Source organism: Chlamydiota bacterium (assembly GCA_016178055.1).
GTDB lineage: Bacteria > Auribacterota > JACPWU01 > JACPWU01 > JACPWU01 > JACOUC01.
In genome coordinates, this window is the sequence record JACOUC010000048.1 from 23,600 (window position 1) to 39,576 (window position 15,977).

The 15,977-nt window shown below is 41.4% G+C and carries 15 protein-coding genes; 7 read left to right on the forward strand and 8 right to left on the reverse strand.

Annotation, left to right across the window (positions count from 1 at the left end; all coding sequences use genetic code 11):
- Positions 1–39 precede the first annotated feature (39 nt).
- From HYS07_07620 to HYS07_07645, 6 genes are all read left to right on the forward strand, one after another.
- Positions 40–501, forward strand: a complete 462-nt coding sequence (locus HYS07_07620; protein ID MBI1871043.1) for a PTS sugar transporter subunit IIA — start codon at positions 40–42, stop codon at positions 499–501.
- A gap of 51 nt (positions 502–552) precedes the next feature.
- A complete protein-coding gene (locus HYS07_07625) occupies positions 553–1,035 on the forward strand; it encodes a TlpA family protein disulfide reductase (protein MBI1871044.1) in 483 nt (160 codons plus the stop codon).
- 12 nt (positions 1,036–1,047) lie between these two features.
- Positions 1,048–1,308, forward strand: a complete 261-nt coding sequence (locus tag HYS07_07630; protein ID MBI1871045.1) for a DUF4160 domain-containing protein — start codon at positions 1,048–1,050, stop codon at positions 1,306–1,308.
- Positions 1,309–1,320: 12 nt separating this feature from the next.
- On the forward strand, positions 1,321–1,572 hold the full coding sequence (locus HYS07_07635; protein ID MBI1871046.1) for a DUF2442 domain-containing protein: 252 nt from the start codon (positions 1,321–1,323) through the stop codon (positions 1,570–1,572).
- Between the two features lie 66 nt (positions 1,573–1,638).
- Positions 1,639–4,767 carry a bifunctional [glutamate--ammonia ligase]-adenylyl-L-tyrosine phosphorylase/[glutamate--ammonia-ligase] adenylyltransferase gene (glnE, locus tag HYS07_07640; GenBank protein ID MBI1871047.1) on the forward strand — a complete coding sequence of 1,043 codons (3,129 nt, stop codon included), beginning with the start codon at positions 1,639–1,641 and terminating at the stop codon, positions 4,765–4,767.
- A complete protein-coding gene (locus tag HYS07_07645; GenBank protein ID MBI1871048.1) occupies positions 4,757–5,251 on the forward strand; it encodes a thermonuclease family protein in 495 nt (164 codons plus the stop codon). The genes glnE and HYS07_07645 overlap by 11 nt, the downstream gene beginning before the upstream one ends.
- A 574-nt stretch (positions 5,252–5,825) precedes the next feature.
- Here the strand turns inward: HYS07_07645 and glnA are convergent.
- The 7 genes from glnA to HYS07_07680 form a co-directional block, all read right to left on the reverse strand.
- A complete protein-coding gene (gene glnA, locus HYS07_07650) occupies positions 5,826–7,238 on the reverse strand; it encodes a type I glutamate--ammonia ligase (GenBank protein MBI1871049.1) in 1,413 nt (470 codons plus the stop codon).
- A gap of 27 nt (positions 7,239–7,265) precedes the next feature.
- On the reverse strand, positions 7,266–7,604 hold the full coding sequence (locus HYS07_07655) for a P-II family nitrogen regulator (GenBank protein ID MBI1871050.1): 339 nt from the start codon (positions 7,602–7,604) through the stop codon (positions 7,266–7,268).
- A gap of 251 nt (positions 7,605–7,855) precedes the next feature.
- Positions 7,856–8,431 carry a tetratricopeptide repeat protein gene (locus HYS07_07660; GenBank protein MBI1871051.1) on the reverse strand — a complete coding sequence of 192 codons (576 nt, stop codon included), beginning with the start codon at positions 8,429–8,431 and terminating at the stop codon, positions 7,856–7,858.
- 317 nt (positions 8,432–8,748) lie between these two features.
- Entirely contained in the window at positions 8,749–10,362 is a 1,614-nt protein-coding gene (locus tag HYS07_07665) for an ammonium transporter (protein ID MBI1871052.1), read from the reverse strand.
- Between the two features lie 18 nt (positions 10,363–10,380).
- A complete protein-coding gene (locus tag HYS07_07670; protein ID MBI1871053.1) occupies positions 10,381–10,563 on the reverse strand; it encodes a hypothetical protein in 183 nt (60 codons plus the stop codon).
- Entirely contained in the window at positions 10,560–10,739 is a 180-nt protein-coding gene (locus HYS07_07675; GenBank protein ID MBI1871054.1) for a hypothetical protein, read from the reverse strand. Before HYS07_07675 ends, HYS07_07670 begins: the two co-directional genes overlap by 4 nt.
- Before the next feature lie 80 nt (positions 10,740–10,819).
- A complete protein-coding gene (locus HYS07_07680) occupies positions 10,820–11,158 on the reverse strand; it encodes a P-II family nitrogen regulator (GenBank protein ID MBI1871055.1) in 339 nt (112 codons plus the stop codon).
- A gap of 247 nt (positions 11,159–11,405) precedes the next feature.
- Here HYS07_07680 and HYS07_07685 point away from each other — a divergent pair, with 247 nt between their 5' ends.
- Positions 11,406–13,250 carry a universal stress protein gene (locus tag HYS07_07685; protein MBI1871056.1) on the forward strand — a complete coding sequence of 615 codons (1,845 nt, stop codon included), beginning with the start codon at positions 11,406–11,408 and terminating at the stop codon, positions 13,248–13,250.
- 12 nt (positions 13,251–13,262) lie between these two features.
- Here the strand turns inward: HYS07_07685 and glnD are convergent, their stop codons facing one another.
- On the reverse strand, positions 13,263–15,950 hold the full coding sequence (glnD, locus tag HYS07_07690) for a [protein-PII] uridylyltransferase (GenBank protein MBI1871057.1): 2,688 nt from the start codon (positions 15,948–15,950) through the stop codon (positions 13,263–13,265).
- Positions 15,951–15,977: the final 27 nt, after the last annotated feature.

Genomic DNA, 15,977 nt, shown 5'->3' on the forward strand with positions numbered 1-15,977 from the left:
GAACTTTGAACAATGTTCTTATTTTGTAGGGGGGACGATATGAGATTCCGAGATTTTCTAAAACTGGAGGGAATTAAGATTCATTTGAAGGCAATCGACAAAAAAGAAGTGATTGAAAAATTGGTGGATACTCTGGTCGAGACTTATCATTTAAATAATCGTCAAGAGGTCTTGACTTCTGTTCTTGAGCGGGAAGCGCTGATGAGTACGGGGGTCGGTAAGGGGGTGGCTATTCCCCATGGAAAAGTGGATTCTGTTCAGGAGGTGATTGGAAGTATGGTCATTTTGGATTCGGGGGTTGATTTTGAAGCCCCTGATGGTGCCCCTGTCGAAATGGCGATACTCCTTGTAGCGTCTGCCAAGGAAACGGGTCCCCACATTCGTGCCCTGGCCCATATTTCAAGGGTTCTTCAAGATGAAAAAGTTCGCCAAGGTCTGGTCAGTTCCCTTCAACCCAAAGAAGTTTTTGAAATTTTGGAACGCAAGGAAAAAGAACTGTAAAACAAGTTTGGATTATTTGATAAAATAGGGCGAAAAGCAAAGGATATGAAAATGAAAAAAAGCATGGTTTTTGTTCTTATTCTTTTAGGGATTTTATTTCCCCTCAATATTTTTTCTGAAGGACGGAAGGCCCCTGATTTTACCTTGACGGATTTAGAGGGTAAAACGTTTAAACTTTCTGATTTAGCAGGAAAAATCGTTGTTCTCGATTTTTGGGCTACGTGGTGTCCTCCTTGCCAAGATGAAATTCCTCATTTTGTAGAGTTAAAAAATCAATATGGCTCTAAAGGTCTTGAAATTGTGGGGATTGCCTTGGATCGTCAAGGGGTACGGGTGGTCAAACCCTTTGTTGAAAGATTTAAAGTGAATTATACCATTTTAATAGGGGATTATGATCAAGTGATCAACGACTACGGGGGTGTGGTGGGCATTCCAACAACTTTTTTGATCAATCGAGAAGGCCATATTGTGAAACAGTTTGTGGGGTATATTGAAAAAGAAGAATTTGAGGAGGAAGTTAAGAAACTGCTATGATGGAATATTGACATGCCTGAAATTTGTAGATTTTTCGGAATCATTGTTAGAATGTTTTATAATGAACACGATCCCCCTCATTTTCATGTTGAATATCAGGGAAATAAGGCGGTCTTTGATTTTCTGGGTAATTTAATTAAAGGAAACTTAAAATCTCGTACGGCTGTAAAACTTGTAAGAGAATGGATAGATTTACGCAATCAGGAATTACAAGTGGACTGGAATTTGGCGAAAAAGGGAAAACCCTTGAATAAAATTGCACCCCTTGATTAACTTGGAGTTTTTGTGTGGAATCTAAATGATGTAATCCTGATCAAATATAAAAAAGATTATATCTATTTTGTCGAATTTGATGATGGGAAAAAAGGGGAGATTAATTTTCAAAATATTGATCGCTGGGGCCCTATTTTTAAACCTCTCAAGGACAAAAATGTATTTAAAACTGCAAGAATCCAGGGCGGTACTTTGTCTTGGCCTAATGGAGCAGACATTGCTCCCGAGACTCTCTATGAAAGATTAGATGTTTCCTTCAAATAAGGTGATAGCAGATTGTATGATATGTGAATTTCGTCTGCATTTCTATTCGTAAAGTCCAGAGGAATTGTGGGAAATGCGAAAAAGAGAAAATCAAATCATTCTTGTTTAGATGTAAAGTTCTTAAAAGATAATCTCCTCTCTGGGAAGTACACCTCTCAAATTAGCCGTTTCCTTCGTCAATGTGGTTTTTCTGATCCTGATCAAGCTTTTCGTGACCTCGCTTCATTAATTAAAGAAACCCGTTCTCAAGAAGAAGGTCTGGATCTCATTCATTTTCTTTTACCTCTTTTTGGAAAAATTCCTTCTCCCAATCAGGCCTTAAATTATTTCGAGCGATTTGCCTGCGTTCATACCCATCCCGAGATGTTGTATTCTTTTTTGAAAAAGGTTCCGCGTACGCGTGAGATTCTAGTCCATCTTTTCTCAATGAGTCCTGCCCTTTCTGAAAGTTTAATTAAAAACCCAGAATATTTTTCTTGGGTTTTTGACCCCCAAATTCTTGAGGTTTCGTGGGATAAAGAGGCCTTTCGTCAAGATATTGACAATACCCTTAAGAATCTGATGTCCTGGCCTGCCCGGCTCAATGCGCTTAAAAGGTTTAAACGTCGTCACATGCTTCGAATCGGTCTTAAGGATTTGCTTCAAAAAGAGTCAATCGAAGAAACAATATGCGAGCTATCCCTTCTTGCCGATATTTGCTTGGAATGGGCGTATCAATTTTCCAAAGAGGACATGGAAAAGAAATTTGGTTCTCCCAAAAATGAAAATGAACCTCATCAAATTTCTAATTTGGCTGTGATTGCGATGGGGAAATGGGGAGGGCTTGAACTGAATTTCAGTTCGGATATCGATATGATGTTTGTTTATTCCTTTGAGGGGAAAACATCCGGAGGAAATTTGGGAGTTTTAGATAACCATATTTTTTTCACTCAGTTGGCTCAAGGCATTTTAAAAATATTAAGCGAGAGAACTCAAGAAGGCTATCTTTATCGTGTGGATACGCGTCTAAGACCTGAAGGGCCGACCGGACCCTTGGTCAGGTCTCTCGAGAGTTATGAACATTATTATGCAAGTTGGGGAGCCAGTTGGGAAAGGCAGGCCTTGATGAAGGGAAGATGTGCGGCTGGAGATGAACAGATGGGCGAGGAATTTTTAAAGAGGGTAGAACCTTTTATCTATCGAAAGTACATGGATCACATGGCCCTTGAGGATATGAGGCTTATTAAAACAAAAATTGATGAGGAGGTCGCAGGTCGAAACAAGAAGGGGAGGGATGTTAAATTGGGGGAAGGGGGTATTCGTGAAATTGAATTTGGGGTCCAAATTCTCCAGCTTCTTTATGGCGGAAAGAGGGAGTCTTTAAGACAAAGAGGCTCGCTTGACGCCCTTTTTTATTTGGCCAAATCAGGTCTTCTTCAAGAAAAAACATCGCAAAATTTGAAGCGCGCTTATCTTTTTTTGAGGCGTGTTGAGCATGCACTTCAACTTGAATTTGAAAGACAGACGCATGTCTTGCCAGAAGATTCAAAAAAACTTTTTCTTTTTAGTCAATGTTTAGGTTATTCGACTCCCGAGGCCTTTTTAAGAGATTATGATCGAGAGACTCAATGGGTTCATCAATTTTATCAGGATCTTTTTAAGTCTTTGAGCTTTTTAAAAAGTGGGGATCATTCGTCTATTTTATTCGGACATCTTTTTGAGAGAAAGCGTCTTTCCGAAGAGGAGGAAGTTCTCTTAACAAATTGTGGGTTCAAGAATATTGAAAGTGCTAAGCGCAATTTGCTTCTCCTTCGAAATGGAACCGAGGAAGTTCTTGTATCAGCCGATTCAAAAATCTTTCAAGAAATCCTTCCTCAATTCATCGAGTCTTTAAAGAAGGCATTGGATCCAGATCAAGCCCTCATTGGCTTTGAACGTTTTGTCTCTTCCTATAAAGCCAGGCATGTTTTCTATGAAATGTTGAGAGCTTCCCCTCGTATCTTAGATCTTTTAATCATGCTTTTTGGAACCAGCCTTCTTTTAACAGAAATTTTAATCAGAAATCCAAATTATTTTGACTGTCTTACCTCCGGGATTTTAGACGAGAAGGGTTTAGACGAGGCAAGGCATTCAGGTCTTTTAGAAGTGATCGATAGCTCCATCTCTTTGGAAAAAAAGATTATGGCTTTGAGTGATTACAAAAATTTAGAGATGTTAAAAACAGGCTTAAGGGACATTTTAGGTTTTAATCTTTGCATGGAAATCCTCGAACAGTTGAGTCTCTTAGCTGAAAGAATGGTAGGGGATGCTTTTAAGATGGCCGTTCAAATTTTTAGAAAAAGGTATCGAAAAAAACCCCCTTCTTTTGGAGTGGTCGGACTTGGAAAGTTAGGGGGAAGGGAATTGGGGTATGGTTCTGATCTAGATATTGTTTTTGTTTGTGAAACGGATGCAGCTCATTTGGAGGATGCAAATAGACTGGGTTCAATTATCTTAGAGATTCTTGAGAGGAGTTCTTTAGAGGGACCGATTTATAAAATGGATCCTCGACTAAGACCGGATGGAAGCAAAGGTCCTTTGGTTCAAGACATTGAAACATTTAAATCTTATTATCAGAATTCTAATTCAATTTGGGAAAGAATGGCCTTGACGCGTGCCCGATGGATTGTGGGAATAGATTCTTTAGGGAAAAACATCATGAAAATTCTAGGAGATTTTATCTTCAAATCTCCCGTGAGTCAGAGTCAGGCACAAGAAATTAGAAGTATTCGAGACCAGATTGTCCAGGAACGTTGTCGAGGGGTTCGAGAAGGTTTTGAACTAAAATCAGGGCTGGGAGGTTTATTGGACATTGAATTTTTGGCCCAATTTCTTCAATTAAAATGGGGTCGAAAATATTCAGAGTTAAAAGAGACACATACCTTGAAATTACTTGAGAAACTTTCTTCTAGAAATCTTATTTCAGGTGAAGAAGTTGATTTTTTGATGAAAGCCTATCTTTTTTATCGGGAGGTGGAATGCACTTTGCGTCTCATTAAAAATCGTCCAACGGATTTTCTTCCAAAGGATGAAGAATTAGTGATTAAAATTCAAAGGAAGATGAATAGGGCTCTTGATCCCGAGCAATTTTATAAGTTGTTAGACCATTTTGCAACAAGGGTCAGACATATTTATGATCAAAATTTGATTGTAAAAAGGAGTGAGAATGAAAATTAAAAAAGTGTTGAGAAGTTTTTTTTTAAAGAGGGGGTTGATAGGGTTTTTATTTTTCTTGTCCTTTTTGCATATAGGAAAATCAGACGATAAAAATTATTACGTGACTCGAGTGATTGATGGAGACACGATTGAGCTTGAGACTGGGGAGCTTGTCCGATATATCGGAATCGACACCCCTGAAGTCAGAGAAAAAAAGAATGGACGTTGGATTTATCGACCTCAGCCTTTTGCTGAAGAGGCAAAGGCCCTTAATGAAAAATGGGTAGAAGGGAAAAAAGTTCATCTTGAACGAGATGTTGAGAAATTTGATAAATATGGTCGCGTGCTCGCTTATGTGTATGTCGATGACTTTTTTGTTAATGAAGCATTGGTTCGTCAGGGATATGCGAGGCTTTTAACCATTCGTCCTGACGTGAAACATGCCCATGATTTTAAGAAGGCCTTGGAGGAAGCTAAAAAAAATCACCGAGGGATGTGGAAGTGAAAAGGCGTTTTGGAATAGTTTAGTTTCGGGAACCGAGGCAGTTTCTGTCGGGGACGCTCGTCTGAGACCAGCGATCGGGACGAGCTCGGGCTGAGTCGTTCGCTCTAGCTCGACTATTTGTCGAAGTACCCTGCTCGCGAGCGACTTCAACGCCCCCAAAAACCGCCTCGGTTCCCTTGAAGGAGAATGGCATTTATAAACTATTACGGTGTTTTGTAAGATTGACATATATCCAAAATTCTGCGATAGAAAAATTAAATTGGGTGGAAAACCTTTGAAGATGAAGTCTCCCGCTTGTCATTGCGAAGCAATCTTGGGCGGACAGACGAGATTGATTCGGATCTGCCTCGCAATGACGGCTTTCTATCGCTGTTTTCGGGTATATATTTTCCGAGCTATATCTCGGAAAATATATTGATTTTCATAACCTATTGCAGTAGAAGATGATTTGTGAATAGAGTTCTTCAAAAATCTCTATGAATAATAAGGGGTATGGTATGTACGAGGTAAGAAAAAAAGACAGCGGATATGTTTTTCTCTCGAACGCTATCCGCTGTCCGCTAAACGCTATACCTTAAGCATCATAATACAAGAAGAATTCATAAGGATGGGGTCTTAAACGGACCGCATCAAACTCATTTCTGGTCTTGTACTCGATCCATGTATCAAGCACATCCTGTGTAAAAACATCTCCCTTGAGTAAGAATTCATGATCCTTTTCTAAGGCTTTCAACGAAGCGTCAAGAGAAGAAGGAACACTGGGTACCTTCTTTAATTCCTGAGGAGGAAGATCATAAATGTTCTTGTCCAAAGGTTCCCCGGGATGAATCTTATTTTGAATTCCATCGAGCCCGGCCATTAACATGGCTGAAAAAGCCAAGTAAGGGTTGCAGGAAGGATCCGGAAACCGGACTTCAATGCGTTTGGCTTTGGGATTGGCCGAATACATTGGAATACGAATGGAAGCACTTCGATTTCTCGAAGAGTAAGCGAGGTTGACCGGAGCTTCATAGCCCGGAACCAATCTCTTGTAAGAGTTGGTTGTGGGTGCAACAATCGCGCAGAGCGCTGCTGCATGCTTGAGAATGCCTCCGATATAATAAAGACACATATCGCTTAAACCTGCATAACCCTTTCCAGCAAAGAGGGGTTTTCCACCCTTCCAAATACTTTGATGGGTATGCATTCCTGAACCGTTATCTCCAAAGAGAGGCTTGGGCATAAAGGTCGCTGTTTTTCCATACTTCCAGGCGATATTTTTAACAACGTACTTGTAAAGCATGGTTTTATCAGCCATACGTGTTAGTGAATCGAACCGAAGATCAATTTCAGCCTGACCGGCCGTTGCAACTTCATGATGCTGGCGTTCAATGGTAATTCCACATTGTTCCATGACCATGATCATTTCATTTCGAATGTCCTGAAGTTGATCCGTTGGGGCAACAGGAAAATAACCTTCTTTATGCCGGGGCTTATAGCCGAGATTTGGAAGATCACTTCTTCCACTTTCCCAAATACCTTCTCGAGATTCGATGTGGTAATAACCTTCATGGCTATTTTGATCAAAACGAACACCGTCAAAAATAAAAAACTCAGGTTCAGGTCCAATGTAAGCAGTATCGCCCAGTCCTGTGCTCTTAAGATAACTTTCGGCCTTCTGAGCAATATTGCGAGGATCTCGGGTATAACGCTCCTTGGTAATGGGGTCAATGATGTTACATAATAGAGAGAGGGTAGGTCTTTGATTAAAAGGATCGATCATAGCGGTGTCAGGATCTGGCATCACCAACATGTCACTGGCGTGAATGGCTTGCCAGCCACGGATACTGGAACCATCAAATCCAAGTCCTTCTTCAAAAACTTCTTCTGTCAATTCATGAGTTGGGACAGAAAAATGCTGCCACGTCCCTGGGAAATCGTTGAATTTCAGATCAACGATTTGAATTTTTTTTTCCTTGAGCATCTGTATCACTTCTTTTGCTGTCATCTTAAAGCGCCTCCTTTTTAGACTCAATTAAATAGCCTTTTCCCCTTTTTCACCCGTTCGAATCCGAATGGCTTCTTGAATAGGATAGATGAAAATCTTCCCATCTCCAATGTTTCCCGTCTTGGCAACATTCAGGATGGTCTGAATCGCTTTTTCTACGAGATCGTCCGGTAAGACAATTTCCAGCTTGATCTTGGGCAAAAAATCGACTGTATACTCACTTCCTCGGTAAAGTTCTGTATGACCTTTTTGTCGACCAAATCCCTTTACTTCGCTCACCGTCATACCGCTGACGCCTAATTCGGACAACGCTTCTTTAATCTCTTCGAGTTTAAACGGCTTCACAACACATTCAACCTTCTTCACCTTAACCTCCTATTCTAACGGGCCAGAAAAACCCGAACATCCTAGCAACTTTTGTTTTTAAGTTAAACAAATTTATTTGTTTAATAATAAACACTGCATAAATTCATTAGCAATTTTAAGCAATTTTAGTGCCGAAATTTTTGAGCTAAATTTACTTATGCTTACGAAATATTTTTGATGTTTTTTGATCAGGTTGGAGAAAAAGGAACAGCTTAAAAAAGTTAAAAGTTTAAAGTTGAAAGTTAAAAGAACTACTCTTCTAACTCCTGCTTCTCACTTTTTTTAAATAAATTTAGTATCGTCTTGAACCAATTATTCTTTGATGAAAGATTTTTTTGGCGTAGGGCCTCAAAGTCAGGGCGATAAAAACGCCTTTTATCCAATTCTTTCTGCTCTTTTTGAATCTTTTCGATCGTTCGCCTTTCGGATAACGATGGATCCGAGATTAGGGCTTTTTCCATTTGTTGATGTCCTTTGGCAATAATCCCCAGACGGTAATAGAGCTGACCGAGCTGAATGTATCCTCGAACATATTTTGGATGATTTGAAAGTAAGGCGTCAAAAACTCCAATCGCTTCATAAATCTTGTTATGCATGGCCAGACTCATCGCTACTCCAATCCAATTTTCCAGATTGTCGGGATTAAGTTCTTTGGCTTTAGAAAAATCAGAGAGGGACAAAGACCAGTTTTTAAGTTGAAAATAGGCTTGTGCACGTCCCTCGTAGGCATTCGCCTGAAGGGAATTTTGAGCGACACATTCGCTAAAAGCTTCAATCGCTCTTTCGAAGTGTCCTTCTTTTAATTTTTGATAGGCGTTTTCAATCATATAAATTTCAATAATCTTTCTAGATTATCGTTTGGAAGCGAAAGTTCTCCCCATCATACTTTTTTTGTAGTCGCCCGATTTATCGGGCAGTCCATGTAACGGCCCCATAAATGGGGCGACTACAAATCAAAATGGGTCTAATTTAAATTAAATTCTTTTAGAAAAGAAAAAGGGCGTGTGGGTCTCCTCACACGCCCTTCATCATATCACATCCCTTTATTTACTGAATATGCTCTTCCCTGACTTATATACGCCTAGAGCAATGAAGAGCACAATCGAGACAACTAAAGTAAGTAATGTTCCGTTCATATATCCTCCTATTCAGCTTTTAATTGGAAATCAGGATAGCACAGAGCGCCCATTTCTGGAATATCGAGTCCTTCCATTTCCGCCTGAGCACTCGAACGCTGCCCAACCACAGCATCAACAATCCAATTAAACACGAAGGACAGAGTAAATATAATTCCCACGAGTGTAGCGACACCAATGAGCTGTGCGACGAGCTGACCTGGATCTCCATAAAACAAGCCTTTGACGCCTCCGCTAACCCCATTCCAACTTCCACCGTAATTGCTTCGTCCATCGGCAAAGAGTCCTACGGAGACAACACCCCATAAACCGTTAACTCCATGAACGGACATAGCTCCGACCGGATCATCGATTCTTGGAACACGGTCAAGGAATTCAACCGATAAGCATACGAGAATGCCAGCGATCCAACCGATGACGGCTGCAGCCAAGGGATTCACAAAACCACTGGGTGCGGTAATTGCAACGAGTCCTGCCAGTAAGCCATTTCCGGCCATTGATGCATCGGGCTTTCCATAGCGCATCCACATGTAAAGAAGAGCTCCGAAAGAACCCGTGCACCCTGCTAACATGGTGTTGACAGCAATGCTTCCAATGCGTAAGGCTCCATTACCCGAAGCTCCGAGGGTGCTTCCTGGATTAAATCCAAACCAACCAAACGCAAGGATAAAACATCCGCAAAGGACTAAAACGATGTCATGTCCCGGGATGGCATTGGGTGTCCCGTTTTTGTTGAATTTTCCGATGCGAGGACCCAGAATCATTGAGACTGCAAGTGCGGTGACGCCTCCGATAGAGTGCACAACACCGGATCCTGCAAAATCACAATATCCATGACCCAGATTAAAGTTAACTCCAAGCTGAGAAAGCCATCCGCATCCCCAAGCCCAGTTGCCGAATAAAGGATAAACCAGGGCTCCTAAGAAAATGGTGGAAATGCAAAAGGCTGAGTATTTCCAGCGTTCTGCGCAAGAACCTGTCACGATGGTGGTGGTGGTATCCATGAATACCATTTGGAATAAGAAAAGAACCAGGGCACCGACATCATAGGTAGTCCCGCTCAAGAAAAACCCCTTTGTGCCAAATAAAGCCCATGGCTTTCCAAAAAGATTCATCGTAAATTCACCGTTTAGGGGGTAAACGCCCCCCAAATTTGCGATCGGTGCGCATCCCCCCATTTGAATGGCAAATCCACAAACGTAATAAGCAAACAACCCTAAGCCATAGACCATAAAATTCATCATCATGGTATGGTTCGCATTTTTTGCTCTTATGAGACCCGTTTCAACGAGAGCAAAACCAGCCTGCATGAACATCACCAAAAATCCAGCGATCAGTGTCCATACAAAATTAATTGCGATCTTATTTTGTCCCACCTGATTGACGAGATCTGCCAGTGACAAACCTTTTTTTGTGTCAGAGATAGTGACATCATTGGCTGTTCCTGTCATCTCTGCTCCAGGATCACCTTTGGCCGCTATTTCAGTCGTATCAGGACCTTTGACTGCACTTAAATCTTCCTCTGTTAATGCACCTGCCCTTAAGGAAGCAGCGCACGATAAAAATGTGCCGATTCCAATAACGGCTAGAAGGATTCTGGCCTTCATCTTTAACGATTTCATATCAATTATTCTCCTTTTTTATTTCTTCCAGATGGCACGTGCTAAATAATAACGGTTCAAGATGCCTAAAATTCCAAAGATCGATACAGCGATACCCGCACAAGCAAAAATAAGCCGGCCGGCATTAGAAGAGGTCATGAATAAGCCAGACATGGCCAGGACCCAGCCTCCTAATACAAAGAGAATTCCGATCAGTCTCATACACCCTCCTCTCTTCGGGCAGCTCTAAAGGTAAAGCCCGACAATACAATCAATGCTGATCCTGCAAGTAAGCCGATGATGCCTGTGCCTACCGCAGCCGTTCCAAAAATCGTAAATCCCAGTAAAAACCAGAACACTGCCCACCCGGATTTTTTAGTTGTTCCTACTACTGCCATAAGTCCTCCTTCTTTCCTTGAAGATTTTAAAACCTGACCCCTTAGAAAAGCCAACAACGACAGGAAAACTCTTCGGTGCTTTAGAGAGCCTTCTCGCCGCTCTCCCCCGTCCTGATTCGTATTGCACTCTCAATCGGAATGACGAAAATTTTTCCGTCCCCGATCTTTCCCATCCGAGCCGCCTCCGTAATGGTTTGAACGACTTTATCTGCAATATCGTTGGCCACCACCGTTTCAATTTCGACTTTGGGAATAAATTCTAGTTCATATTCATTCCCTCGATACATCTCATGATGACCCTTCTGACGTCCAAAACCCTTGACCTCAGTGACTGTCATTCCCTGGACTCCGAGATTATGAAGGGCATCCTTCACATCATTTAACTTGAACGGCTGAATAATTGCTTTAATCAGTTTCACGATCCATCTCCTATTCTTTTAACAGAAAGCCGTCATCCAGTGATTTTGGATGACAGAACATGTGATCATTGTTAACAGAGCTAATAATCTAGCATCTTTTATACCAACTGCAATAAACTTTTTTTTGAATATAAAAAAACTTTGAAAAAATTTTAAGAGTGGCGATTTTCTGACAATCTGCTGTAGAAGTAACATTTTTTAGAAACAGATAGAACTTGAAAATCAATTTTGATAAACTGCTTTCTCAATGATCCAGCTAACACGGGACACACGACATCTCAATTGGATTTTAGGATGGGCGGTTGTATTTTGCGATATTGGAACCTCCATTTACTATGTCCCTGGGATTCTTTATGGACATGTAAAGGATGCCACTCCTTTTTTTGTCCTTCTCACCGCATTTGGTTTTATCCTTTTAGGGATTAAATACAGCGAAATTTCTTGGCGAAATCCTGAAGGAGGTGGGGTTGTCACTGTTGCCACCAAGGCATTTGGACCGATGTGGGGCTGCTTGGGAGGAATGCTCATCATCGTCGATTATTTTCTTACGACGGCGATTTCTTCTGTGTCGGGGTTTCAATACCTAGGGAGTCTTTTTCCATTGGCCGATCATCATATTGTTCTTTTGGCCTGTATTGGAACAGTTTTCCTTGCCGTTTTAAATATCATCGGAATTAGAGAAAGTGCGGCTCTCTCTTTGGTGATGGCTGTGGGTGCCCTGATCGCTGATTTATTGGTGGTAGCGATTGCATTTGCTGTGATGGACAAGACCCAATGGACGAATGCGTTTCATTCGCTCTCTCATGCAGTTCATCCTTTGTCATCTTACGAGATTCTCGTTGGGTTTGCTTCGGCCTGGCTTGCTTTTTCAGGCCTGGAAAGTATCAGTCAATTAAGTCCGGCCATGCGTTTTCCCTTAAGAAAAACTGCATGGATGACCATGCTTGCGGTCATGATCACCATGATGATCACCAGTCCTATTTTAACGACGCTCTCCATTGCTGTTTTATCCCCCGAAGTTAAAATTCACGAAAGCGAGCGATTTATTTCAGAGCTTGCCTTTGCGGTGGGTGGGCTTTGGCCCAAGCTGGCCGTGGTCTTTTCGGCTTCTTCTCTCCTTCTCTTTGCTTCCAATACCGCTATTATTGGAACTTATCATGTCTTTCTTTCTCTGGCCAATCGTGGATTTCTCCCCAAGTTTATTACGCTACGTAATACACGATTTAATACTCCCCATGTTGCAATTATCATTGCAACGCTCGTCCCTTTGGGGGTGATTATCATGACTCAAGGGAAATTAAGCATCCTTGGCGATTTATATGCCTTTGGTCTTTTGGGGGCCTTTGTTTTTTCTTCCCTGGGGCTCGATGTGGTCCGGTGGCAGTTACGTCTTCGAGGATTTGGTTTTTGGATTGGACTCCTGACAACAGCGGTTGTGATTGTTGCTTGGGGCATTAATCTTAGAGAAAAGGAATTGGCGACCTTTTTTGGCGGTTCTGTAACAGCGATTGGGATGTTAACCGCGGTGGGGGTTCGCAATGGTTGGTTTTTAGATGCACTTCAGCGGGTTCCAGCTATTCAGCGGATACAAGCAAGGGCTTTTCAGGCCTCTGAAGATTTTGCAGAAGAGGTCAGCAAAGATATTGTGAGTGTATCTCAAGCCGTCGATCTTCGTCCGCTCTATTCTTCGACGACTTTAATTGCCTTGAGAGGAGAAAATGTGAATCTCATTCAAGAGGGGGTCAACCGGGCAAAAGGGAAAGGGGAGCTTGCCATTTATTGTCTCTATGTCGAAGAATGGCCAGGTCTTTTTGCTGGGGATACACCGCATCGGCCCAATGAAGAGGGGATTAGGACCTTAAAATTTGCACTCGAGGCGGTACAGGATAAAGATATTCAGATCATTCCGATCTGGACCATTTCCCATAATTCTTCAGAAGCCATTGCGAAGGCAGCTCGAGATCTTTATGTCGAGGCTGTGATGGTTGGGACCAGCCGTAGGTCCGCATTTTATCACATGCTTCGAGGCCATGTTGTGAAGGGGTTGGCTCGGAAGCTTCCCCTTAACTGCAAGCTGATGATTTGTAATTAGACAGATAAATTCTTAGAATAGGGTTTCTCGAATGGCTTTTTCTATCTCTTCAGAAATGGTTTTTTGGACTTGGGGCTGGCTGATCTTTGCCCCTTTGGGATCGGTCAGATAAAAGATATCAAGGGCTTGATTTTTTTCTGTGGCAATTTTTGACAGATGGATATTGAGTCCTAACTTTGAAAAGGTTCGTGTGATTTTATAGAGAAGTCCAATTTGGTCATCGGCTTGAATTTCAACGATGGTGGTTCCAAGAGAGCTTTCATTGTCAAACTTAATAAGAGGAGAGCTGATGCTTACAGGCTTTTCTCTTTGAGAATATGCTTTTGATTTTAAGAGCCCTTCAATGGTGATTTGTTTTTGGATAATCTGTTTCATTCCTTCTTCAATTTTCTTACGGGTTCTTTCGGGTAGAATTCCTTTTTCATAACGGTTTTCAAGCGAGAATTTATCCAGGATAATTCCATCTTTTCTTGTAAAGATATTGGCACTTAAAATATTGACCTCTTGGCTCGCAATCACTCCGGTCAGTTCAGAGAAGAGCCCGATGTGATCCTTGGTGCAAACGGTCAGTTCAGTGGTATTGGTCTTTTCTAAAAATTCCCAGAGAATTTTAGGATCCTCTTTTTTAATTTCAGCGATGATCTTTAAGTGTTCTAAAATAGTCTCTGGTCGGTACGATTGAAGATAATTCAGAGGAAGCATTTCAAGATGTTGAAGCGTCTCATCGGGTGGAATATTTTTTCGGGTTAGGATTTCCACATAAGAATTTTTAATGGCTTCGATTTCAGAAGGAAGAAGAATGACTTTTTCTTCTAAATATCGCTTGGTCTTGTAAAAAAGTTCCCAAAGAAGAGACTCTCGCCACTCGTTCCAAACCTCATCACTGGTGGCTCGCCAGTCGCAATAGGTCAAAAGAACGAGCATTTTCAGATTTTCGACATCGACCACCTTTTTCGAAAAATCGACAATCACCTTTTCTTCTGAAAGATCTCGTCTTTGAGAAAGATGAGACATGACGAGATGATGTTCTACGAGGAGTCGGATTCGCTCTCTTTTTTCAGAATCGTATTCTAGTTTTTTTAAAATTTCCTGCGTTATTTTAGCCCCGGTGACCGAGTGATTGTGCCCTTGAATTTTGCCAATGTCATGAAAAAATATGGCGAGAAAAAGAACTTCTCGATCTTGCACTTTTTTCAAAATTTCCGAGAAACCACTCAGGCGAGGATCCTGGGTTTTTTTTAAGTCGTCCATGAAAGAGAGGGCTTTAAGCGTATGTTCATCCAGCGTATATTTGTGATAAAAATCATGTTGAACCAGACAAGTTGCCCGTCCAAATTCAGGAATGTATTTTCCCAAGAGACCGCAAGTATGCATGGCTCGCAGTGCAGGGATGATTTCTCCCTCATAACCCATTAAGTTAACAAAAATATCTCGAATTTGAGGTGAAGTTCGAACTTTTTTATCAACGAGATGGAGATTTTCCCTGATTTGTTGAATGAGGCTTTGGCTGAGTTGATATTTTCCTTGGGCACAGTAGAGAAAAAGTTCGAAGAGTTTTTGGGGTTCTTCACGAAAGAGATTTGGATTTGTTCCAGGAAAGATTTCTTCTGTGGTAAATGAAAACCCATGTCGATGGATGAATTTCTCTGGGAATTGAATTTTGAGTTGAGTTTGAATTTCTTCTCTGGCCAATAAGGCACGGACAACGAGATCGACATTCCGTGCATGAAGGTAGTAATCTTTCATGAAGCCTTCGGACATTTTTAAAAGGGGGGTATCTTGATAGCCTAGATTCTGAGCAACTTTGACCTGCAGATTTAAAGATAAAATATCAAAACATTTTCCTGTTAAGAAATGGAGTTCATTTCTGACCCGGTGGAGAAAATCAAGTGACTTTTGAATCATTTTGAAGTCTTTTTGAGAAAGAATTCCATTTTCTAATAATGTTTCGAAATGGTTGTATCGCGAAAGGGCTTGATAGAGCCAAAGGATGGATGAAAGATCTCGTAATCCGCCCACGCCTTCTTTAATATGGGGTTCTTGCAAATAAACGGTCCCTTGATACTTTTCATGGCGAAGACGTATTTCTTCCAATTTGAAAGAAATGTAGGACGAGAGATCATAAGCCAAACAGTTTCGGGAAAAATTTTCTTTAAATTTTTGAAAGAGAATTTCATCCCCTGTGATAAAGCGGGCCTCCATCATGGCCGTGCGTGATTTAAAGTCTCGTCGTCCTTCTTCAACGGTTTCAGGAATGGTTCTCACTGCGTGGCCTACTTTAAGGCCACTATCCCACAGAAGGTAGAGAATAGGCTTGATCATTCGATCTTCTAATGCGTTAGATTTTTCTTTGAGAAGAAAAAGAATATCGATATCCGAAAAAGGATTTAACGTGGCTCGACCATATCCTCCCAAGGCAACGAGAGAAAAAGGAGCCGTTGTTTGAGGTCGGCCTTGTTGCAGTTCTTCTTCTTTACAGGCAAGTTCAAAAATGTGTTGGATCAGAATATCCATGAGATAACTTCGATCTTGCGCAATCTCAAGGCCTGAAACCCCATAACGATGCGCCATTAAAAGGCGCTGCATCTCTATGTGAAGAAATTTTTTATAAAGCGAAAGCCAGTCTTGATCTCCGGATTCTGGCAGGACTTTGAGTTTTGACTCGGCGTGCTTAAGGACTTTTTCAGGATTAATCTTCATTTTATCGCCTGTCACCAGTCTCCAGTC

Excerpts from the sequence above, each read along its gene's own strand:
- HYS07_07625 (MBI1871044.1), top strand. The coding sequence starts at position 553 with ATGAAAAAAAGCATGGTTTTTGTTCTTATTCTTTTAGGGATTTTATTT.
- HYS07_07665 (MBI1871052.1), bottom strand. The coding sequence starts at position 10,362 with ATGAAATCGTTAAAGATGAAGGCCAGAATCCTTCTAGCCGTTATTGGA.
- HYS07_07645 (MBI1871048.1), top strand. The coding sequence starts at position 4,757 with ATGAAAATTAAAAAAGTGTTGAGAAGTTTTTTTTTAAAGAGGGGGTTG.
- HYS07_07685 (MBI1871056.1), top strand. The coding sequence starts at position 11,406 with ATGATCCAGCTAACACGGGACACACGACATCTCAATTGGATTTTAGGA.
- HYS07_07670 (MBI1871053.1), bottom strand. The coding sequence starts at position 10,563 with ATGAGACTGATCGGAATTCTCTTTGTATTAGGAGGCTGGGTCCTGGCC.
- HYS07_07675 (MBI1871054.1), bottom strand. The coding sequence starts at position 10,739 with ATGGCAGTAGTAGGAACAACTAAAAAATCCGGGTGGGCAGTGTTCTGG.
- glnD (MBI1871057.1), bottom strand. The coding sequence starts at position 15,950 with ATGAAGATTAATCCTGAAAAAGTCCTTAAGCACGCCGAGTCAAAACTC.
- HYS07_07620 (MBI1871043.1), top strand. The coding sequence starts at position 40 with ATGAGATTCCGAGATTTTCTAAAACTGGAGGGAATTAAGATTCATTTG.
- glnA (MBI1871049.1), bottom strand. The coding sequence starts at position 7,238 with ATGACAGCAAAAGAAGTGATACAGATGCTCAAGGAAAAAAAAATTCAA.
- HYS07_07630 (MBI1871045.1), top strand. The coding sequence starts at position 1,048 with ATGCCTGAAATTTGTAGATTTTTCGGAATCATTGTTAGAATGTTTTAT.
- HYS07_07660 (MBI1871051.1), bottom strand. The coding sequence starts at position 8,431 with ATGATTGAAAACGCCTATCAAAAATTAAAAGAAGGACACTTCGAAAGA.